Genomic DNA, 20,378 nt, shown 5'->3' on the forward strand with positions numbered 1-20,378 from the left:
ATAAAGGAGGAACACTTAATAAATGCCGATAGCTCAAACCCTATTCGACAAGCTCGGAGGGCAAAAAACGATCGATGCGGTAGTTGATGAGTTTTATAAGCGTGTGCTGGCCGACCCGACGGTGAACCTCTTTTTTGAAAATACGGACATGGAAAAGCAGCGTCGTCATCAAGCCGCATTTATCGGATATGCGTTGGGAAGCGGTGTGCAATTTACCGGCAAATCGATGGCCAAAGCCCATGAGGGGATGAATCTGCAGCCCATCCATTTCGATGCCATCGTCAAGCATTTATCGCAAACACTGGAGCACTTCCATGTCGATCAGGAAGATATTCAGGAAGTCGTCAAAAAAATCGGAACATTAAAAGACGACGTTTTGTATAAATAAAATTCAGTGTTGAAACGATAGGAACATCCAATCGCTCGATTCGGGCAATTGGATGTTTTCTTTATCCCCGGAACTCGCATGGTTTCCCTTCGTGATGTTTATTCCTTTAATTACTTTTAAACCGTTTATGGGACTTAATCTCCTATTATTTCAGCTCCTGTAATCTTCGCCTATAATGAAACAAGGGAAGAGTTTGCAATCGCTTTCAAAAAAGTTCGACGGGTTAATGTAAGTGAAATCAATAAACAACCGGAGGTTAAGCAGATGCTCTCTATCTTGGGTTTTCTGATGATAGCCGCATTTATGTATTTGATCATGTCCAAGCGATTGTCTGCGATGATTGCACTGATTTTGGTGCCCATCGTATTTGCGGCGATTGCCGGATTCGGCACCGATGTCGGCAAAATGATGATGGACGGAGTGAAATCGATCGCCCAGACGGGGATCATGCTCATTTTCGGAATTCTGTATTTCGGCATTATGATCGATGCCGGGCTGTTCGATCCGTTGGTCAGCCGCACGATGAAAGCGGTTAAAGGAGATCCGGTCAAAATCGTTATCGGTACCGCGCTTTTGGCGCTGGTCGTATCGCTGGACGGCGATGGGTCGACCACTTATATGATTGTCGTGGCGGCTATGCTCCCACTGTATAAAAAACTACAGATGAACCCGTTGGTGCTTACCGGCGTGACCATGCTTGCCGGCGGTGTGATGAATATTACGCCTTGGGGCGGACCGACCGCCAGGGCGATGAGCGCGCTGCATCTGGATGCTTCCAGCCTGTTTACGCCGATGATTCCGACGATGGCGGTTGGCGCGCTTTGGGTAATACTGGTCGCCTATATCCTTGGCCGCAGTGAGAGAAAACGTCTTGGACTGAATGAAGCGGCCCTCAGCGAAATCGAGCTGGAAGCGATAGCCATGCAGGCAGCGACAACGGAGGTGTTGGATTATAAACGTCCGCGGCTGATCTGGATCAATCTCGGTTTGACGATCGCGCTGATGGTTGGATTGATAACGGGGTTCATGCCGCTGACCGTCCTGTTTATGGTTGCTTTTGCGCTGGCGCTCATGATCAATTATCCCAGTCTGGAACAGCAAAAGGAGCGAATCTCCGCTCATGCAGGCAACGCATTGAATGTCGCAGCGATGGTGTTTGCCGCCGGTATTTTCACCGGCATTTTGTCGGGAACGAAAATGGTCGATGCGATGGCTCAAACGCTTGTTGCCATGGTGCCTGAGGCCCTGGGGCCGCATTTGCCGGTCATTACGGCGATTACGAGCATGCCTTTTACGTTTTTCATGTCTAACGACGCTTATTATTTCGGTATTCTACCTTTAATTACGCAAGCCGCGGCCGCCTATGGTATCGATCCTGCGGTGATGGGGAGGGCGTCTCTCCTTGGTCAACCGGTACATTTGCTGAGTCCGCTGGTACCGTCAACGTATTTGCTGGTGGGCCTTGCCGGAGTCAATTTCGGCGATCATCAGCGCTTCACGCTCAAATGGGCGATCGGGACGACGCTTGTCATGCTGGCGACGGCGATCGTTATCGGTGTGGTTCATTTTTAGTGCCGGAGAATAATCCACTCATCGCGACCGAACAAGCTGCCGTTTATCGGCGGCTTGTTTTAATTTATGCGTTGGCTATAGCGATCCTTTTTACGAACTTGAAACCCCTTTGCCGGGAAGCACGTAAAGTCATAGGAAAAGAAAACTATCGCATGATGACGGCGGAAGTGCTTCTAAGTCAGGCCCGCAAGCTGCAGACCAGGAGGAAACCTGAATGGAAAGTCAAGTTCAAACGGATTGGAGTCAAAACAAAGCTGCCGCGGCAGCAGATCATTCAAACGGCATCTCGCCGAACCTGAAAACGGGTATGCAGGCGCTCTGGGTAAAGTTGGCGTTTTGGATGAAAGTAACGGCATTTCTTTACTTAGGGTTTGGCGTTTTTCAGGTGCTATTGGGTTTTGTCCAATTCGGCTTTGGGACCGTAGTGGGCGTCATTCAAATTATTTTGTTTGTCGTATTAATCCGTCTTACCGGACAAGTGAAGGAGATGCCCAATCGTTCGGACGAAAATTCTTTATTTCTGCTGAATCAGCGGCTTGTCGTCTACTTTCGAATGCAGGCATTACAGATTGCCGGACTTTTCCTGTCGGTCGTTATATTGGCGGTGACAGTCATTCAGTTTCTGACCAAATGGGAATGGCTTATACAATTGATTAAATGGGGCAAAAAGTTGGGCGGACTGCTGAAACTCGTAGAGACGCTCCTGGTGTACATAAAAGATTGGTTCACATAAAATGCGCCGTCGGCGGCGGAAGGGATGCGTTAAGCCGGAGCAACCGGCTCCTGGAACCCCTGTAACAGACAAAGAGGAGCCACGGGCTCCTCTTTGATTTTGCGCTTATTCCTCGTGTTCGCGTTCGCAAATGACCTCGGTAAACAAATTCAATGGAAAGATGGTTGGAACGTCTCTTCCCGGGATCTTTACAAACTCGACGAAATTTCTTCCGACACGGATCAATTTGCCGTGCAGAGATCCAATATCTTCGGCGGATGCCGTCAAATCATAGGGCTTTGTAGTTATAACGCGTTCGTTCGTCACGATAAAGAAGGATGTGTTAAAATCCACTTCATTCGTTCCTACCCTAAAAGAGTCTGCGGTAACGTGGGATAGTTTTCCGGTTGTTTTGGTGAGGGGGATTCCCGGTTGAAAAACGGTCACGGTACGTCCGACAAGCGGTTGCAGTCGCTGGACAAAAGTGATATTCTGCGGGGCCGGACAGCCTTGGATGTCGATGTCGCTCAAAAAATCTCCTCCTGTAAGAAGCTGTATGTCACTTAATTTTATGCCGTTAGAGCGATTATGACTGGGCGAATCTGCCGGATCTTCATATGACTTGGCATCCTGCGGCAGACACGATCAATTGAGGATAAGCTTTTGCAAAAGAGGAGGCATTTTCACCGAATGTAATGGAATCTCCAAGAGCTGTATAGATCATTAGAATGTTGAATTTAGCCAATTTTAGCCAATATATAAGTCCCGTTATTTTGGCGAGAGGCCAGGAGTATGTGTCGAACGGCTGCGTACTCTCGATAGAAGAGATGGAAGATTTGGTTTACCGTGCCGAGGTGGAAGGCAGCGAAATATACGAGGTGTACGTGGAGCTTGACGAAGAGGGGAACGTGATTTCCTCCGATTGCGATTGTCCATTCGATTACGAGAATTTCTGCAAGCACCAGGCCGCGGTCCTGCTCGAGCTTCGGGATCGTGCGGGAATGCCGACGGCAGCTCTGGCAGAAGGGACGACAAGCAAAAACTTAAGGCAGCTGCTGGAAGCGGAAAGCAAAGAAAGCTTGATCGACCTCCTGCTTTCTCTCGCTGATTCCGGCAGCGTAAGACAGCGCATCAAACTCCATGTGTCTAAAGCCGGCGGGGCCGACGAGCTGGAGGAGTGCAGAAAGCTGATCCGTTCGTATATTGATACGTACTCGGACCATCATGGATTCGTTGATTGGCGCAGTGCGGATCAAGCGGTGGAAGGTGCGAAAATCGTAGCCGGGAAAGCCGAAGAAGCGGCCGAGCAAGAGGAATGGGTTCGAGCCGTCCGGATCTATCTTTGCATTTTGGAGGAAATGGTCGAGTTTCTGCAGGAAGCGGATGATTCCGGCGGTACGACCGGATGTCTTATTGAGGAAAGCTTGCAGTGTATAGACGAGATTGTAGAGCAGCGTAACCGGATGCCGCAAGCGGATAAGGCCACCTTGTTCGGGCTGCTTTTGGACGAGTCGGAGCGTCCAGGTTATGACGGATGGTCTGACTGGCAGTTAGCCTTGCTGGACAGCGCCGCGCGCTTGGCGGAAACGGCTGAGATGCGCAGGACATGGGAAGAGGCAGCTTCCCGAATGGTCTCCGAACAGGCAGATGATTTCAGAGGCAGGAATTATTTTGCCGAGCGGATAGCCGTGATGCAGTATCGATTGATCCAGGACAATGAGCCAAAGAAGCATGTTGATGATTTTCTGAACCGCCATTTGCATTTTTCTAATTTCCGGGAAATGGCCATTCAGGATGCTTTTCAGAAAAGCGACTATAATGAAGTGATTCGTCTCGCCGAGGAAGGGGAAGCGCAGGATCAAGCGAAAGGTCTTCCTGGTCTGGTCTACCGTTGGAGCAAACACCGTTATGAAGCATACCAACGTTCCGGGCAATTGGAACTCCAGCGTCAGCTTGGGGTCCGGTTTGTGCTTGATGGCGAATTCTCGTACTACAAGCAGCTTAAAGATACTTATCCGCCGGAGGAATGGAAGCCGGTTTATCGGAGTATGCTTGAGGAACTGGAAAAGGATCGATGGCCCAAGGAAGTGTATACCGATATTCTCGTGGAAGAGCAGGAGTTTTCGCGGCTTTTGGATCATGTCAAAGCGCAGCCTTCCAGAATCGAACAGTTTTACCCTCATTTAAATCCGCATTTTCCTGACGAAGTCAAGAAATTGTTTCACATTCACATTGAAGGACAAGCTGCCCAATCTACGACAAGGAAGCATTATGCCGACGTTTGCCGGATCATACTTATGCTGGGTCGGGCGTAAGGACAAGAAGAGGCGATGCAAATCGCGCGGCTTCTTCTGGCCAAATACCCCAATAAGCCTGCTTTTCGCGATGAATTGATGCAGAAATGCGGGGTCAATTGAACATTTGCAGCAGGGGCCGTTTTCGTGAAGGCTCCTTTTTTGCGTTATATCACGAAGTTGTGCAGGGCTCTTATCCGATGGCATAGTGAGAGGGAGGTTTCCATATATGTAAATAGAGTATGTTTGGAATCCCAATGAAACCGGGCGGTGGGCAGGATGCTGCAAGCGGGCGAAAGCCGGGAGATGCCGGATTTATACACCAGAGCGACTTTTCAAGCGCTGGTCGACGCGATCCTCCCGCATACAATCCAATGCGAAGAAGAATTAGGGATAGTACCCGCAGCCGGGGCTATTCAGCTGGGAGTGGACCGATTCGTCATCGCGCAAATCGATCAGTCGCAATTTGTCCCCGTTGATGTAAAAGAGCTACCGATGCCGCTTTCCAGATCGGCAGCTCAAATGCTGGATGAGGGAGCAAAGCAGCTCGTGCGAAGAGGGCGGGTCCAGCATCCGTTACATCCGCATGTCTTCTCGGGGGGAGGATTATTTTCTTCTCTATCGCGGCTGGACCGGCTGCTCGCGATGGATGTATTGGACCGGCTGGATCTTCCGCTCCGCTTGCTGCCCCCGCCTTTTCGGAACAGCCCGGGAATGGTTCAAACGATGATCGAAACATTTCATCAACTAACGATGTTCGGTTATTACTCGGAATGGGTCGGATACGGGTCAACCCGACTTTTTCCTCCGGATTACCGGCAGTTGGAGTTCTTTCCTCCGGGTTGGGGCAGGATCGGCTATCCCGGTCCGGCATTCGGATACCGGGATTTTCGCGGATTTTTATTACTTTATTCTCATCATAAAGGGGAACATTCCCATGACTGACCCGGACGTTATCGTAATCGGATCCGGCGGCGGCGGAGCCGTTATAGCGAAAGAGCTGGGGGAAAGAGGAATTCATGTCCTGGTGTTGGAGGCAGGCCCCTGGTACGGCAACTCAAGGTGGCCCGAGCCGAATAAAGAGAAGGGGGCGCAGATGAGCTCCCATCCGGACGACTTGAACGTTTTTTTATTCAAACAGCAATATACCAAATTTGAAGATGAGATGAATAATTTGATCTCGGGGCGCCTTCGCTGGGGACCGGCGGACAGAAATCGCCCTCCGTGGTTCAGGAATGTAATGGAACGGGGGTTCATCTGGCAAAACTCGGGTGTCGGAGGGACGACCCAATCGTATCTTGCGAATTCCCCTCGAGCCTTTCCGGTGACAGTAGATCATGTTTGGCCGATCTCTTATCGCGAGCTGATTCCTTATTATGAAAAAGCGGAAGCGACGCTGCCGGTGCAATTTTCACCGGTGACGGCCAAGGAGGAGTTGTTCTTTTACGGTGCGAAGAAAGCGGGCTGGCGTCTCATTCCGGCTCTGGATGTGACCGTCCCCGGATATCGGCCGCAGCCCAATGCTATTTTGCCGCCGAACAAAAACATTACGAATGCGGAGTACCCGGAGGAGCTGCTGTCCTGGATGGAAGGCTGTACTCTCGCCGGACATTGCATCAACGGATGTCCGCACGGGCCTTCCGTGGATAAAATGGCGAAGCGCTCCACCCTGGTCAGCTATGTTCCGCTTGCTTTGCGGACAGGATGTGTTGCCATACGGCCCAATACGTTTGCAACCCGGATTTTGACGGGAGCTCATCCGGGGGGAGGGGTCCAAGCAGCGGGAGTGGTAGTGCGGGATACGTGGACGGGCGAGACGGAGGAAATCCGTGCCAAGGTTGTGGTCATGGCAGCCGGCGCGATTGAAAGTCCGCGGCTTTGGCTCAATTCGGGCCTCCCCGGTAACCGATGGGTGGGAAGAGGGCTGGTGAACCATTATTTTGATTGGGTCACGGGGATGTTTGACGAAAGAGATTTAACGGCAATTTTGGGAAGCCCGGATATCAATCCTTTTGTAGGCCATACATCGGGAGGAAGGCTGGATTATCCCGGCCTCGGATCCATCCTGGTCAGCGGGCTGAGCCCCGGACTTACGGCATCCATGAGCTTCGGAATAAGCCAGGCGGGATTCAGTTTCCTGCACGGACCGCTGACGGAAACGACGGCATACGCGCAAGGCCGCGTCACCGGGCCGATGCTGCGGCATTGGATGGACAACTATCGAAGAACCTTAAGCATCGTGATTTTCGCCGATGATGAGGTACTCTTTCGAAACGGGGTCACGGTGGATCCGGCCAATAAGGATGAGCACGGACCTGTGCCGAAGGTGAGTTATGTTCCGGGAGAGCGGGGAAAAAGAAACCGTGACGAGCTCGTGAAAATCGCGGTGGACATTTTATGGAAAGCCGGGGCCAAAAAGGTGCTTCGGGCGGATTGGCCGGCTTCCCTGATGATCCACATGGAAAGCACCATGAGGATGGGGTTTGTCGTGGATGAGTACGGTGAAGCTTACCAGGTCAAGCGGTTATATTTGGCGGATAACGGCGTGCACTTCAATGCGATCGGAGGGGCGAATCCGACTTTGACCACGCAGGCGCTCGCCACCCGAACGGCGGAAAAGCTGGCGGAAAAATATTTTAACTAAAAAATGCAAAAATGAAGCAACCTATGTAACAAAAAAGGGTGTGACGCCATGAATGTCTTGGAATTGTTTGCGGATTCCATCAAGCCTTTTCTGGATGGGGAAAAGCCGCCCCTTAATGTGGGAGAAGTGATGAATCTATGGTTTTATTTGACGGCGACGGACCAGACGATGCGCGGCGAACAGGTGTCCTTCAACATTGTTCAGGACCTCGAGCTTAAAGCGAAGCTGAGAGAGGTTATCGACACCGTGCACACTCCAATATTCGAGGATTTAACCGCGTTTTTTAAAGCAGAAGGTGTCCCGCTGCCCGAGATAATGCCGGGTAAACCGGTCGGCGACTTCCGCAATATTCCGGAGGGCTCCAAATTATCCGACGAAGAAGTGGCGAATCTTCTCAGCTTCAACATCGTGCTCGGAATCAATTATGCCTGCCGCGGGATGACGGAGGCGGTAAGGCCGGATGTGGCGGCGATGTTTGCCAAATTCCAGATGAAGAAAGCGGCTTATGCGATTGGGCTCAGGGATCTGTTAAGAAAAAAAGGTTGGTTAAAAGTCCCCCCGGTTTATAAGGCGTAGGGTTATCATATTGGTCCCGTTCATATGAATCGGTAGAAGTCCCCGTATCGGGGGCTTTTTTGCATTTCGGGATCGAAACGATGAAAGGCGCCAACTGGACCTGAGACGGAGCGCAAACACATCGCGGGACCAATGTGCGGCCGCATGTTTAATGCTACACTGTAAATCATCAAGCGGCGTACGCTTTGGAGTATTTTGATAATGGAGAGATGATCGATGAAAATCCGGATGGTATTTGGTGTTATTTTAATCATGGCAGGAATTGTGTGGGGGCTGCACAGCGTGGGAATGATCCCGGGATTCCCGGGCGGCGTATTTGCGGTTAACAAGAGCAAGGTCGATATCAGGAAGGAAACGGCGGCCGCCGACTTTCAGAACATTGTAGTAAATACCTCGAGCACGAATGTGCATCTGATCAAAGGAAGCTCGAACCAGATCGTAGCGTCGCTTGAGGGGAATGCTAGCTCCAATTATGAAGGAAAAATCGATTTGCGGATGGAGGCGAGAGGCGATACGTTGAAAGTGGAACCCGATATACCGGACAATTTTAACATTGGCTTCAATATGCTGGATATCGATTTGACCGTCGAGATCCCGGAGAAGCAGTGGAGCTCGATCAAGGTCGCCACAAGCAGCGGGAACATCGATGTGAAGCAGATAAACGGGGGCGCCGTTGAGCTTAAGGCGAGCAGCGGAGATGTAGGAGCGTCCCGGGTACAGGCCAAATCGTTCGCAGCAAGCGTAAAAAGCGGAAATATCGATGTGAAGGATGTCGAATCGGCGGCGATTTCTCTGGAATCGACCTCCGGCAATATTGCGGCGAGCCGGTTCAAAGGCAATGAGGCGGCATTTCACGCGGGAAGCGGAAACGTGAAATTGTCCGAAGGACAGGCGGCAATCAAGGCCGAGACGAGCTCCGGCGACATTCGCCTGGAAGCAAGCTCCCTGCTGAAAAATACGGAACTTAAGGCCGGAAGCGGGAACGTCATCGTCAATTTGGATCAAGATCCGCTTTCGCTCTCTGTCGATTACCGCGGAAATTCGGGAAGCGGGACGATCGAGTGGAGCGGCTTCCGATATGCGGAGAAGGACGAGGACAAGCGGGTTATTAAAGGAACGTTCGGAAGCGGAGACATTCAGCTGAAGGTGCGCACTCAATCGGGTAACTTTACGCTAGGCAAAGGCTGACCGGGGTTATCTGCCAGCCTCGATCCACGGTTCGGCGGACTCGACCGCGAATGGCCGCAAAGCACTGGCCGCACTGTATCAGGGGACGGTGCTTTGCGGCCGGTGACGGGACCGCGTCGGTAGTCACATGCCGCTACATCCGGGCCAGCAAAATCTCACGCATGACGGTGCGGTCCAGCTGCGCGGGGCTCAGCTTGTTGTCGGTGGCGGCAAGCACAGGATCGATGTTGCGGGCATTTACGCCGTAGCGGTCGAGCCTCGGGAGCTGGAGGCGTTCCGTCCACTCCTCCAAAGCGGCGATCAATCCGTCGCAGCAGCCGGGCACGTCGCTTGCCGGATGCCCGGTGACGACGGCACCGACTTTGGCGTATTTGGCCAAGCCTAACGCCGATGCCGCGTCGGTCCCGTTTTGCAGGTGGCGGACGACTCGTTTCGTCGTTTCCGCCAAAAGCGTCCCGCAAATGACGCCATGCGGGATCGGGAAGCTGCCGCCAAGCGGAGCGGCGAAGCCGTGCACGAGGCCGAGCCCCGCATGCGCGAGCGTAATGCCCGATATCATCGAGGCGTAGGCCATTTGCGCGTGCAGCGCCTCATCGTCCGCCGCATCGGTGCAGATCGGGATCAGGCTTTTCGCGGCAGCTTCGATGCCGGAAAGCGCCAGCGCATCGGTAAGCGGCGACGATTTGACCGATACGTACGATTCGATGAGCTGCGTCAAGGCGTCCAGGCCGCTTGCGGCTTTGACGTGCGCGGGGCAGCTGATCGTCAGCTGCGGATCGACAACCGCCGCATCCGGGATAAACCGGTCGTGCCGGATCGACCGTTTGAAGCCGCCCGAAATGGAGATCACTGCGTTTTTCGTCATCTCGCTGCCGGTCCCGGACGTGGTCGGCACCGCGACGAAAAACACTTTGCGTCCGCTGTGCGGCCGATAGTCCGGCTGGCCCTCGAAATAATGCAGCACGGTATCGCCCGGCTCGGTGCACAGCATCGCGGACACCGCTTTGCCCGCATCCATGGCGCTGCCGCCGCCGATCGCCACAACGGCGTCGAACGGCTGCGGACGGCCCGGCGAGGCAGCGTCGCGATATCGCACCGCCACTTCGTCGACCCATTCGACGGTGGGTTCTTGATGAATATGCGCGATGTCGTATGCGATTCCTTTCGCTGCGAGCGCCGCAGCGATCTTGCTCCAGGCTTCGGCGTTCGTCCGTTCGAAGCTGCCCATCACAAACAAGATGCGGCGCGTTCCTTCCGGAAGCGCTTCGGCCAGCTTGGGCGCCGTTCCGCTGCCGAACGAAATCGCCGGAGTTCCTGCGAACTGAAACGGATTCATTGCCATTGCTCCTTTTCCGTCGGGGCGATCACGCGATGGGGCGTGCCTTCGCGCGGCTTGTCCATCCAAGGCGCGACCGCATCCCGCCATTTCAAATAATGCGGCGTTTCTTTATGCTTCGCCGCCGCCGCCTCCGACTCGTAGGCCTCGTACAGCGTAAAGCAGGTCGGCTCATCCCGGTGCTGCAAAACGTCAAAGCGCAGGTTACCCGGCTCCTGCACGGAGCCTTTATGATTTTCCACGGTGGCGGCAATAAAATCATCGACATGCTCGGCTTTGACATAAACTTTTACGATAGTGACAACCATCGATCGTCATCTCCCCGGATATAGGATCTATGTGGCTTTAGGATGCTTCTTCCAAGGAAATGATATCACACTTATTTCGGCAAAAACATAGGGGACCGGCGGCACAGCACGAAACGAAACCCGAGGCTAAAACATCGCTGGAGGTGAATGCGCCGTATGGCCGGCCATTAGGGCAGTTTCGCCTCTGCATCCGCAAGGACGGCGCTGATTCGGCTCTCGAGGTTATAGATGGCCTGCTTCTTTTCATTGATTTGGCGCGACAAAGAGACGAGCGTCGTCAGCGAGTCCGATATGGCTGACACATCCCCTTTTTTCACGGCCTGTTTAAACGCGCTCAGCACGGGGGACACTTCGCTTTCGGTCGATTTGATTGCACTTTTCACCGTCTTGATCTGCTCGTTAAGCGGATCTCTGTCTTCCAGGAGACCGCGGATGTCCTTCATCTTTTGCGATGCGCCCGCTTTGGCGGTTCGCAATGACGTTTCCTTCGCTTTAATGTCTGCTCGCGCTAATTGCACGGGGACTTTCAGGAGGCTGATCTGGATGCGGAGCAGGCCGCTGAGATCTTTGCTTTTCAAATTCCGTGCCGCTTCAAGCTGCTTGTTGAGCGTGGTGTAACGGGAGAGCAGCGGCTCGTATTGTTTCCGCGTATTGGCCACGACAGATTCCAGCCGGTCCAACTCGCCGGCGTCGATCTGCTTGATCTGTTTGCCCAGCGCACTTAAATTGTCCTGGTTGGCGGCATGAAGCGACTTGATTTTTTCGTCCCAATCTTTTTGCTCTTTCTGCAGAGCGAGAAGTTCTTCATACAGCGAGCTGATTCGGTCCGCTTGAGACTGGTTTGCTTGCGCGACCGTTTTGTCCAGCGCCGACTTGGTGGAAGCGGCGATTTCGATCGGAGCAGCCAGGGCTGCAGCCGGGACCGCGGTGGCCAGCATCGAGGCGACCACCGAGGCGGTGAACATGTGTCGGGGTTTCATGCAAATCCTCCTTTGATCCTGTAATAGGCAGGTCTGCTTGCAACAAAAAAAGCACCGGCAAGGAAGGCTTGTAGCCTTCTCTTACGGGTGCTTCCGTCGTAAGCGTTCCTATGAAATTACATTTTTTACTATACAAGATGCCGAAGCCGGTGTCAACGATACAGCTACCCTGACGTAGTGGGGGCCGATGGCGCACTACTGCAATGTAGTGCCCGATTGTCCGGATTGCTGGGACACGTAATCCATCGTCCAGTCGATCATTCCATTCATCATGGACAGGATGAGATTTACGATGTCTTCCTGGGTGAGCGAGTTTCCGGAGGAGGAGTTGCTTGAAATGTAATTTTGCATTTTCGTTTCCAGTTGGGTGGTCATGTCTTTCAATTTCTTCAGGTCGTTCGCTACATCGGAGATGCCGCCGCCACTGCCGCTGTCTTGGTTTTGGCTCCCGCCGCTGCCTTGGCTTTGATTCTGGCCCTGGCTTTGATGTTGCCCTTGATTCCGGCTTTGCCCCTGCTTTTGCAGCAAATCTTTGATTTGCTGAAGCTCCTGGGTCAGGCTTTGATTTTGCTGGCTTAATTGTTCGATTTCATCTTTAAGTTCCCGGTTGCTGATCATGGCATGCTCCCCTACGTTTTTTCTTATGGAATCATCCGCTACAAACACGAATGTATCTTCATGGAAAAGTCATCAATTATAAGCCATTCTTAGTTATTTGCAAAATAAGCTTGATTATTCCCGGACCGCGGGCTGAGGAATATATTATTTGTTGACAAAACTATCGTTCGAGCATAACGTTATGGGGTACGCCTTGCTCCAGTCAGTATGGCAGACACCGATTTATCGACCGGCATGACGGCCTTGCCTATAAACGATTGGAGAGGAAGAAGATAGCAGTATGATGCATGAAGATCACGGAGGATGGCGGAAAGCTACGGCGCCTTATGAAAGACCGCGGCTTAGTCACAGTGTTTGGCAGCTTATTAATACGCTGGGCCCCTTTTTTATTTTATGGTATGGAGCGTACGTATGCCTTTCCGTTTCGGTTTGGCTGACGCTTGCGCTTGACGTCGTTGCGGCAGGTTTTTTAATTCGAATATTTATTATCTTTCATGATTGCTGTCACAGGTCGTTTTTCAGAAGCCGAAAAGCAAACGCTATCGTCGGGACGATCACCGGAATCCTGACCTGCTGTCCCTATTCGCAATGGCGCAGCAGCCATGCGATTCATCATGCGACGAGCGGTAACCTGAATAAACGGGGGACCGGCGATATATGGACGTTGACTGTAGAGGAATACACGGCATTATCTCCATTACGGCGCTGGGCGTACCGCTTTTACCGAAATCCGCTTGTCATGTTCGGACTGGGTCCGATTTATATTTTTCTGATCGATTACCGCTTTAATGCGAAGTCGGCGGGATACAAGGAACGCATCAACACGTACATCACAAACGCGGGAATCGCCGCCGCAGCGGCGGGATTATGTTTGGCTATCGGCTGGCAGTCGTTTTTGTTGGTGCACGGACCGATCTTTTTCATCTCCGGTGCGGCGGGGATATGGCTGTTTTATGTGCAGCACCAGTTCGAAGGTACCTATTACGAAAACGAAGAGGATTGGTGTTATGTGAAAGCGGCCCTGCAGGGAAGCTCCTTCTACAAGCTGCCCGGCATCCTGCGCTGGCTCACGGGAAATATCGGGTTTCATCATATTCATCATTTGAACCCGAGAGTGCCTAATTATTATTTGCCTCAGATTCACGAACAAAACCCGATGTTTCAGGATGTGCCGACCGTAACGCTGCTGTCCAGCTTGCGCTCCGTGCGCTTCAGGGTGTGGAACGGGCATCTTAAAAAATTCGTCGGTTTCCGAGATGTTGAGAAAAAATCATCGTGATCAGCAAAGTACCGATCCTGCGGGGGCGGTGCTTTTTTTTGTGCAGCCAAGCCGGCTTCGAATGCCTGGAATTGTGCGGGTAGAGGATTCACGAAAGGAATATGATTTCGGTTACAGCGGCAAACTATAGCGGTAATACCAGCTTATGACCGGAGGATTGATCGTCCGTGGGATTCGTTCTGTTTTTTGCTTTGACTTGGGCGACCGTGTTCGTGCTGTATTCCATGCGAAAAGGCTTAACCGCTGTGGAAAGCATTTTTATATTCCTGCTCGTCATGATCCTGAGCATCAACTTTTCGTGGATCGTGATCGAAGAGCTTTATTACGTCCAAACATCGGGAGATCCCCTGAAGTACGCCGCTTTTATGCTGGAAAGAAGCGTGCTGATCCCGATCGTTTTTACGATTATGTTCAATTATATATACGATAAAAAATCGACCGAACATACGCTGCTTGCCGTCGCGCTCGGCATGGGAGAGGTGCTGGGGAGCTTCGCCATTGCCCGTTATTTTCAAATTTTGTACTATGTCAGGTGGAATTTAATTTACGATGCCGTCGTTTTTTTGGCGATGCTGTTTATCACTTTTTACGCGCATAAGCTGTTAAGAAAATCGATGAATGTCGAGGTGAAGCCGCTGTGATCTTATGGGAGCGTTTTGACGCCAACGAGTGGTTCGTCGTCATTATGCTGTGCGTCTCTTATGCTGCGATTTGGCTGCTGCCGAAAAGATTGCCGAGAAGCGTTGCGATCGTAAGCCTCGTTTGGGGTTTCGCCAGCTCCACCTTGTTTGATTTTACGATCGGCGGCGGTATGATGGACTTTTACCGGGTGAACGATTCGAACCGCTATGAATTGACCGATCTGCTCACGTACTTTATGTTCGCGCCGTTCGGTTATTTTTTTGTTTATTTTTACGAGTGGCTGCATATCCGCAAAAAAACGTTTTTGCTCTACGTGGCCGGCTGGTCTGCAGTAGGTATGGGATTCGAGTGGCTGGCGGAGCGGGTGCATATGACCCAGTACCAGTTAGGGTTCCGGCCTGAATATAACCTCGCTGTTTTTCTCGTCGTGCAGACTACGACCGGGCTCGTTTACGAATATTTGAAACATAGCAAACTTATGATGGTGCATGTTCGGAAACCGCTCAAGTGAATCGCTATGCGAAAAAAAGAGAGCTTGGCCGGCAGCGGGCCAGGCTCTTTGTAATCGGACCGCCGCGGAGGTTGCTGGAAATGAACATATCGCCACGGATCGCCTGACGAGATATCGTTCAAGAAGTGCATGTGGTCCGATCCGTCAGCTGCCTCCGTCGGCGGGTTTCGTTAAGATTTTGAATACTTTATAGAACGCGACATTGATATACAGCAGCAGCGGATATTCGAAAACGGACCACCAAAGCTTCCATCCGTGGTAATAAAAGTAACCCGCAAGCAGCGATAAATATTCGAATCCGACCAGAAATGCCGACGCCAGACCGACGTAAAGGACGGAGCTTTTCATATTATTCCATGGATAAAAGTTGAAAAAGATCAGAGTCACGGATGGGAAAAGGCCTAACATGGGGATAAGGGAGAGCCAATCAACTCCTGTTTGGAAGAAGCCGTATAAATCATATTTGAGATTAACGAACATATCGACCAACTGCTGGAACACGAGCCCGAACAAAGCGATGACAAACATGTCGGCACGCCCCAAACGCTTCGGCATAAAGAACGCGATGCCATTGAACAAAATAACCGAAACAAGCAAAAAAGCCATTTGCGATATCACCACCTCGCCTTATTTTCACCTAAATGGGTAAATATATAGGCGGTCGGAGGTGTTTTCATCCGTTATTTGAACCGGATTCATTCGCAAGGGGTACTGAACGGTTCATTTCAACTCTTTTCGACGGGCAACGTGAAGAACAGCGCCCCAGTGACGACGAACCGACTTTCCCGGACGATTATTAAGGCAAACCCGGATTTCGTTGAAGAGCTTGTCGCGTTTCCATTCCTCCATAAGTATGTGCCCCGAGAAGGTTTCGAGGAGTTTAATATACTCGTCAACACGATATATGCGCTCCCAGTCGAAATGTCTTATGTGAACAATCTCAAACAGGCCGCTTTTTTCAATCTCATCTCTTTGCTCTTGAAGTTCCCCTGGTCGAGGCCAATCGTTGTTGTCTACCGGTTTACCTTCGCCGATCTCATGATAAACGGTTTGAATATTACGAAAGAAGGGGTCTCCGTCATCCGGAAAAACGTGATCTGCGTTCCAAAAGGCCAGATGTCCGCCGGGACGAAGAACCTGCCATGCCTTCGTGTACCGAACTTCGGGATCAATCCATTTCCAAGCGGTTGCAGCGAATACCAGATCAAACCCAAACTCCGCCTCCGGCTGCCAGTCTTCGAAGCTCCCGTTGACGATGTCAACGTCCATTCCGGCAAGGTTTTGACGGGCAACTGCAGCGAGCTCAGCGCCAAGCTCTACGCACGTGATTTTAAATCCGCGCTTGGCTAACGGGAGAGTAGCCTTTCCTGTGGCACAACCCACTTCCAACAAACGATCACCCGGATTCAAATTCGCCGCATGGATTAAATTATCGAACAATTGTTCCGGATAATCCGGACGCGCCTGCTGATAAATATTCGCAGCTCGTTCAAACGACTCGCGCAACTTTTTATTATCATTATTTGTAAAAATCGTAGAGGACTTGGTGAAGGGTTAAGTTATTTACCATTAGATATTGACATCCGACTGATGATGTAATGTAACCAAGAAAATAACTTATAAAAGCTGCAGCTTTCATGAAAAAATGACTCACCATATGGTGGTGGGTCACTTTTTTTACATTCCCCTTTAACCGTTATTTGGTGTATCCATAAAAATCGACATATCATTTAAGATCGTCGAAATTCCGCAATAGGCGCCGCTCCAGCCCATTCTCGTCGGTTACCAGTTCCTTCATGATGGGTATACTCATATCGGTATTCGGGTTGTATTTAAGGCCCCAATGCATAATGGCAAATACAACCGGAAACAGATCAAGTGCTTTTTGTGTTGGCCGGTACATCGTTTGTGCGCGGTTCGTCTCGCCTTCTATTTTGACGAGCAGGCCCGCTTCAACGAGCGATTGGAGCCGTGCGCTCAATATATTGGTTGAGATACGCTCGCGCGAAGCAAGAAACTCGCGGTAATATCGCTTGTTGTGGATGAGGACGTCGCGAAGAATGACCAGGCTCCAGGGATCGCCCCAGATGTCTAGCGAATATACAATTGGACAAACGGTGGATGTTCGTTTTTTCATGACTCGATTATACGATTCATGCTTGCATTTTACAAGTTTGTAATTGCAATTTGCAAGTACACAAACTATACTTGGGGAGTAATTAATTCATATTGAAAGGAAGTTTACAGATGAATGGAAATAATTTTAGCGTTGTAGAAGCGGGTTCTTTTAGCGGTCTATTGAGTATGTCGAAGGACCCTATCCCGGGTAAGTACTTTTTGAAGGACAGGCTTGGACTAACCGGCATGGAAGTTTCACTGAACCAACTGCCGGAGGGAGGTTCTATCCCGTTCTATCACACACATCGCGAGAATGAGGAGCTATATCTTTTTATTGGCGGCCACGGTCAGTTTCAGGTGGATGGACAAATTTTTGATGTGAAGGAAGGAACGACTGTTCGTGTTTCTCCCGAAGGCGAACGCACGCTTCGCAATAATGGTACCGGTGATTTGTTTTTCATCGTTATTCAAGTTCAAGCGGGCAGTCTCCGTCAATGGGTGGGGACGGATGGCGTCATACTCGATAAACCAGTGACCTGGCAGGAATAGGATTAGTTATAAGCCTAAATATGTTATGGATGGGGGACACCTATTTATCCATACCCCCTCTTCAGGGCTCCATATCGAAAAAAGCACCCGCAACTGTTACTCGTTATAGAGCAGATGAACCGCGTGTTCCGGTTTCGTTAAAGGAGCGACTTTTGGTGTCCGGCCCCTCCTCTGTTAGAATAGAAGCAGCATGAACCCTATGTATCGGAGACAGCTTGAGTGCTGCGCCAGACGGGGTTTCTTGAGGAAAGGGAGCGGGTAACTTGAACGAGAAGGATTGCGTTCTGCTGCAGTACCTGATGGAGGAGCAGAGCCTGACGAAAGCGGCGGAGCGGCTGTACATCACCCAACCGGCGTTAACGTACAGGCTCCATCAGCTGGAAAAAGAATTCGGCGTTCCCATCATCGTTAAAAATGCCAAGGGCGCCAAGCTGACGCCGGAAGGCGAATACCTGGCCGCCTATGCGAAAAAATCGCTCGACGATTTGAATAAAATGAAAGATTACATCACGAACATGCGCAATGAAGTCAAAGGCACCCTCCGGCTCGGTGTGGCCAGCTACTTCGGTTTGTACAAGCTTCCCCCGCTGCTCAAAAAGTTCAAGGATCATTACCCCGACGTACAGATCAATGTGACCTGCGCGCTGAGTCCGGAGATTCTCGACCAGCTGCACCAGGAAGAAATCCATGTGGGTGTGGTGCGGGGCGAGTATTCCTGGCATGGCGCCAAAAGCCTCCTGCATGATGAGTCGATCTGCATTATCTCCAAAGAAGCGCTTGATCTGGAACGTCTTCCGGAGCTGCCGCAAATTCATTACAAAGAGCCGAAAATCAAAGCGGCGAGCCCGGCGCCGTCCCGCTTAAGCGAAACGATTCAAGCCTGGTGGCACGAACGCTATGATGCTCCGCCGACGATTACGATGCAGGTGGATGCTTATGAAACCTGTAAGGAAATGGTCAAACACGGGCTGGGGTACTCCATCGTGCCCGGCGTATTTGTCTCTCCGGAGGACGGGCTGCATACCGTCGACTTAATCCGCAAGAACGGTGAGCCGATCAAGCGGAATACTTGGATGCTGTATCAGGAAACCTCTCTGTCGCTGGCGATTGTCGACCGCTTTGTTCAATTTATGAAAACCGAACATACTTCATAAGGTCCTTCGGGGCCTTATTTTTTTTGAACGGTGGTATGCATAAATATTCTTTCCCGCATGTTCCTTGCAATAATTTAGAAGCTGAAGTTAACGAATAAGCAGCATGGAAGAGGCAATTCGGCAGGCAAGTGCAACGGATTTTTGGTTGGAAAGATAAGGCAGACCCTTGCAGCTCAGCTCGGATCCATAAAATTTTTTTAGGCAAAGCGCGAAAAACTATTAATTGTACTTATTCCTGCCGGACCGCTACAATGATTCATAAAGTTGCATAAATATTCGGTGTAAGGTTGGGGGAACTAATGAATAATGACGAGCTGAACCGGCAGAAACAGTGGATTGAACGTGCCGTGGATGCGCGGGATGAACAGCTGCGGCGAATCGCCTTGCAAATTCATGCTCATCCGGAGCTCAGCTTCCATGAGCATCAGGCGCAGCGCTGGCTGACGGAGCCTTTAGTGGAAGCGGGTTTCGATGTGGAGCTGGGGATCGCCGGGCTGGAAACGTCGTTTCGCGCCACTTGGGAAGGAATGCCGGGCGGGCCGACCGTGGCCCTTCTTGCGGAGTACGATGCGCTTCCCGCGATCGGGCACGCTTGCGGCCACAATCTGATCGGCACGGCCGCCGTAGGCGCTGCGCTTGCTCTCAAAGATGCCTGTCCTGAGCTGCCGGGCAAAATTATTGTACTGGGCACGCCGGCGGAGGAGGAAGGCGGGGGCAAGATCGTCATGTGCAACGAAGGCGTGCTCGACGGGATCGATGCGGCCATGATGTGCCATCCGCAGAATAAAACAATGGTGCTGCGCGGCGCGCTCGCTTGTGTGGATGCGACCTTCACCTTCCACGGGAAGCAGGCCCATGCTTCATCCGCGCCGGAGAAGGGCATCAGCGCGCTGGATGCGCTCATTAACGCTTTCGTGGCGATCAATGCGCTGCGGCAGTTTATGAAGGAAGACGTACGGATTCACGGAATCATCACCAAGGGCGGAGATGCGCCGAACGTCGTGCCGGAGCTGTGTGAGGCGGTGTTCATCCTGCGAGCGGCGAATGTCGAGGAGCTGGAAACCGTGCGGGAGAAAGCATACCGGGCCGTGCGGCACGCGGCGGAAGGCGTCGGGGCGACGGTTGACATCGCGGAAGGGCTCATCTATGCGGAACGTAACAACAACAAGGTCATGGCCGGACTGTTCCAAAAAAATCTGGAGCGCATGGGCATCGAAGTCAGCGAGCCGCCGCAAAAAGGCGGGGTCGGCTCCTCCGACATCGGCAACGTCAGCCAACTGACGGCGGCGATACATCCGTACATTCGTCTTGGCGACGCAACGACGCATACGCCGGAATTCGCCCGGCTTGCAGGGGCGGAAGAGGGCATGATCGAGTTAAACCGGGCGGCCAAGGCGCTCGCCATGACCGCATTCGATCTGTGTGCCGACCCGGAGGCGTTGAGGCGCGTACGCAGCGAGTTTGAAGAATGGAAACAGCAAAGAAAAGAGGGCGGCAGGATTGGGTAAT

22 protein-coding genes are annotated in these 20,378 nt (G+C 51.7%); 14 read left to right on the top strand and 8 right to left on the bottom strand.

What is annotated here, in order from left to right:
• The first annotated feature begins 22 nt into the window (after positions 1-22).
• The 3 genes from MYS68_RS31495 to MYS68_RS31505 all read left to right on the top strand — a co-directional run bounded on the left by MYS68_RS31495 (position 23) and on the right by MYS68_RS31505 (position 2,693).
• Positions 23-388 (top strand): group I truncated hemoglobin, encoded by a 366-nt coding sequence (locus MYS68_RS31495; protein ID WP_248929575.1) that lies wholly within the window; start codon positions 23-25, stop codon positions 386-388.
• A 264-nt stretch (positions 389-652) separates the two neighbouring features.
• Positions 653-1,960, top strand: coding sequence for a CitMHS family transporter (locus MYS68_RS31500; RefSeq protein ID WP_248929576.1), 1,308 nt, complete (start codon positions 653-655; stop codon positions 1,958-1,960).
• Positions 1,961-2,174: 214 nt separating this feature from the next.
• Complete coding sequence (locus tag MYS68_RS31505) at positions 2,175-2,693, top strand: hypothetical protein (RefSeq protein ID WP_248929577.1); 519 nt, start codon at positions 2,175-2,177, stop codon at positions 2,691-2,693.
• Positions 2,694-2,798: 105 nt separating this feature from the next.
• Here the strand turns inward: MYS68_RS31505 and MYS68_RS31510 are convergent, their stop codons facing one another.
• Positions 2,799-3,203, bottom strand: a complete 405-nt coding sequence (locus tag MYS68_RS31510; RefSeq protein WP_248929578.1) for a hypothetical protein — start codon at positions 3,201-3,203, stop codon at positions 2,799-2,801.
• 263 nt (positions 3,204-3,466) lie between these two features.
• Here MYS68_RS31510 and MYS68_RS31515 point away from each other — a divergent pair, with 263 nt between their 5' ends.
• The 5 genes from MYS68_RS31515 (at position 3,467) to MYS68_RS31535 (ending at position 9,374) form a co-directional block, all read left to right on the top strand.
• Entirely contained in the window at positions 3,467-4,987 is a 1,521-nt protein-coding gene (locus MYS68_RS31515; protein ID WP_248929579.1) for an SWIM zinc finger family protein, read from the top strand.
• A 258-nt stretch (positions 4,988-5,245) separates the two neighbouring features.
• Positions 5,246-5,911 carry a hypothetical protein gene (locus MYS68_RS31520; RefSeq protein ID WP_248929580.1) on the top strand — a complete coding sequence of 222 codons (666 nt, stop codon included), beginning with the start codon at positions 5,246-5,248 and terminating at the stop codon, positions 5,909-5,911.
• Complete coding sequence (locus tag MYS68_RS31525) at positions 5,904-7,610, top strand: GMC family oxidoreductase N-terminal domain-containing protein (RefSeq protein WP_248929581.1); 1,707 nt, start codon at positions 5,904-5,906, stop codon at positions 7,608-7,610. Before MYS68_RS31520 ends, MYS68_RS31525 begins: the two co-directional genes overlap by 8 nt.
• A 48-nt stretch (positions 7,611-7,658) precedes the next feature.
• Positions 7,659-8,186: a DUF3231 family protein gene (locus MYS68_RS31530; RefSeq protein ID WP_248929582.1), complete on the top strand. Its 528-nt coding sequence runs from the start codon at positions 7,659-7,661 to the stop codon at positions 8,184-8,186.
• A 216-nt stretch (positions 8,187-8,402) separates the two neighbouring features.
• Positions 8,403-9,374, top strand: a complete 972-nt coding sequence (locus MYS68_RS31535) for a DUF4097 family beta strand repeat-containing protein (RefSeq protein WP_248929583.1) — start codon at positions 8,403-8,405, stop codon at positions 9,372-9,374.
• Positions 9,375-9,507: 133 nt separating this feature from the next.
• Here MYS68_RS31535 and MYS68_RS31540 read toward each other — a convergent pair whose 3' ends face one another.
• The 4 genes from MYS68_RS31540 to MYS68_RS31555 all read right to left on the bottom strand — a co-directional run bounded on the left by MYS68_RS31540 (position 9,508) and on the right by MYS68_RS31555 (position 12,616).
• Positions 9,508-10,710, bottom strand: coding sequence for an iron-containing alcohol dehydrogenase (locus MYS68_RS31540; protein ID WP_248929584.1), 1,203 nt, complete (start codon positions 10,708-10,710; stop codon positions 9,508-9,510).
• Positions 10,707-11,018 carry an antibiotic biosynthesis monooxygenase gene (locus tag MYS68_RS31545; RefSeq protein ID WP_248929585.1) on the bottom strand — a complete coding sequence of 104 codons (312 nt, stop codon included), beginning with the start codon at positions 11,016-11,018 and terminating at the stop codon, positions 10,707-10,709. The genes MYS68_RS31540 and MYS68_RS31545 overlap by 4 nt, the downstream gene beginning before the upstream one ends.
• Before the next feature lie 167 nt (positions 11,019-11,185).
• A complete protein-coding gene (locus MYS68_RS31550; RefSeq protein WP_248929586.1) occupies positions 11,186-11,998 on the bottom strand; it encodes a coiled-coil domain-containing protein in 813 nt (270 codons plus the stop codon).
• Between the two features lie 195 nt (positions 11,999-12,193).
• On the bottom strand, positions 12,194-12,616 hold the full coding sequence (locus MYS68_RS31555; RefSeq protein WP_248929587.1) for a hypothetical protein: 423 nt from the start codon (positions 12,614-12,616) through the stop codon (positions 12,194-12,196).
• Between the two features lie 280 nt (positions 12,617-12,896).
• Between MYS68_RS31555 and desA the strand changes: the two genes are divergently transcribed.
• From desA to MYS68_RS31570, 3 genes are all read left to right on the top strand, one after another.
• Positions 12,897-13,895, top strand: a complete 999-nt coding sequence (gene desA / locus MYS68_RS31560; protein ID WP_248929588.1) for a Delta(5) desaturase DesA — start codon at positions 12,897-12,899, stop codon at positions 13,893-13,895.
• A gap of 167 nt (positions 13,896-14,062) precedes the next feature.
• Positions 14,063-14,536, top strand: a complete 474-nt coding sequence (locus tag MYS68_RS31565; RefSeq protein ID WP_248929589.1) for a hypothetical protein — start codon at positions 14,063-14,065, stop codon at positions 14,534-14,536.
• Positions 14,533-15,048, top strand: a complete 516-nt coding sequence (locus MYS68_RS31570; protein ID WP_248929590.1) for a hypothetical protein — start codon at positions 14,533-14,535, stop codon at positions 15,046-15,048. Before MYS68_RS31565 ends, MYS68_RS31570 begins: the two co-directional genes overlap by 4 nt.
• Before the next feature lie 144 nt (positions 15,049-15,192).
• Here the strand turns inward: MYS68_RS31570 and MYS68_RS31575 are convergent, their stop codons facing one another.
• The 3 genes from MYS68_RS31575 to MYS68_RS31585 form a co-directional block, all read right to left on the bottom strand.
• On the bottom strand, positions 15,193-15,654 hold the full coding sequence (locus tag MYS68_RS31575; protein ID WP_248929591.1) for a CBO0543 family protein: 462 nt from the start codon (positions 15,652-15,654) through the stop codon (positions 15,193-15,195).
• Between the two features lie 114 nt (positions 15,655-15,768).
• Positions 15,769-16,554 carry a class I SAM-dependent methyltransferase gene (locus MYS68_RS31580; RefSeq protein ID WP_248929592.1) on the bottom strand — a complete coding sequence of 262 codons (786 nt, stop codon included), beginning with the start codon at positions 16,552-16,554 and terminating at the stop codon, positions 15,769-15,771.
• 220 nt (positions 16,555-16,774) lie between these two features.
• A complete protein-coding gene (locus MYS68_RS31585; protein ID WP_248929593.1) occupies positions 16,775-17,185 on the bottom strand; it encodes a winged helix-turn-helix transcriptional regulator in 411 nt (136 codons plus the stop codon).
• A gap of 110 nt (positions 17,186-17,295) precedes the next feature.
• On the opposite strand from MYS68_RS31585, the gene MYS68_RS31590 reads away from it, so the two are divergent.
• From MYS68_RS31590 to MYS68_RS31600, 3 genes are all read left to right on the top strand, one after another.
• A complete protein-coding gene (locus tag MYS68_RS31590; protein WP_248929594.1) occupies positions 17,296-17,715 on the top strand; it encodes a cupin domain-containing protein in 420 nt (139 codons plus the stop codon).
• 263 nt (positions 17,716-17,978) lie between these two features.
• Positions 17,979-18,869 (top strand): LysR family transcriptional regulator, encoded by an 891-nt coding sequence (locus tag MYS68_RS31595; RefSeq protein ID WP_248929595.1) that lies wholly within the window; start codon positions 17,979-17,981, stop codon positions 18,867-18,869.
• A 299-nt stretch (positions 18,870-19,168) separates the two neighbouring features.
• Positions 19,169-20,377, top strand: a complete 1,209-nt coding sequence (locus MYS68_RS31600) for a M20 family metallopeptidase (RefSeq protein WP_248929596.1) — start codon at positions 19,169-19,171, stop codon at positions 20,375-20,377.
• The last annotated feature ends 1 nt before the right edge of the window (position 20,378 follow it).

The sequence above is a fragment of the Paenibacillus hamazuiensis genome (assembly GCF_023276405.1).
GTDB classification, from domain to species: Bacteria; Bacillota; Bacilli; order Paenibacillales; family NBRC-103111; genus Paenibacillus_AF; species Paenibacillus_AF hamazuiensis.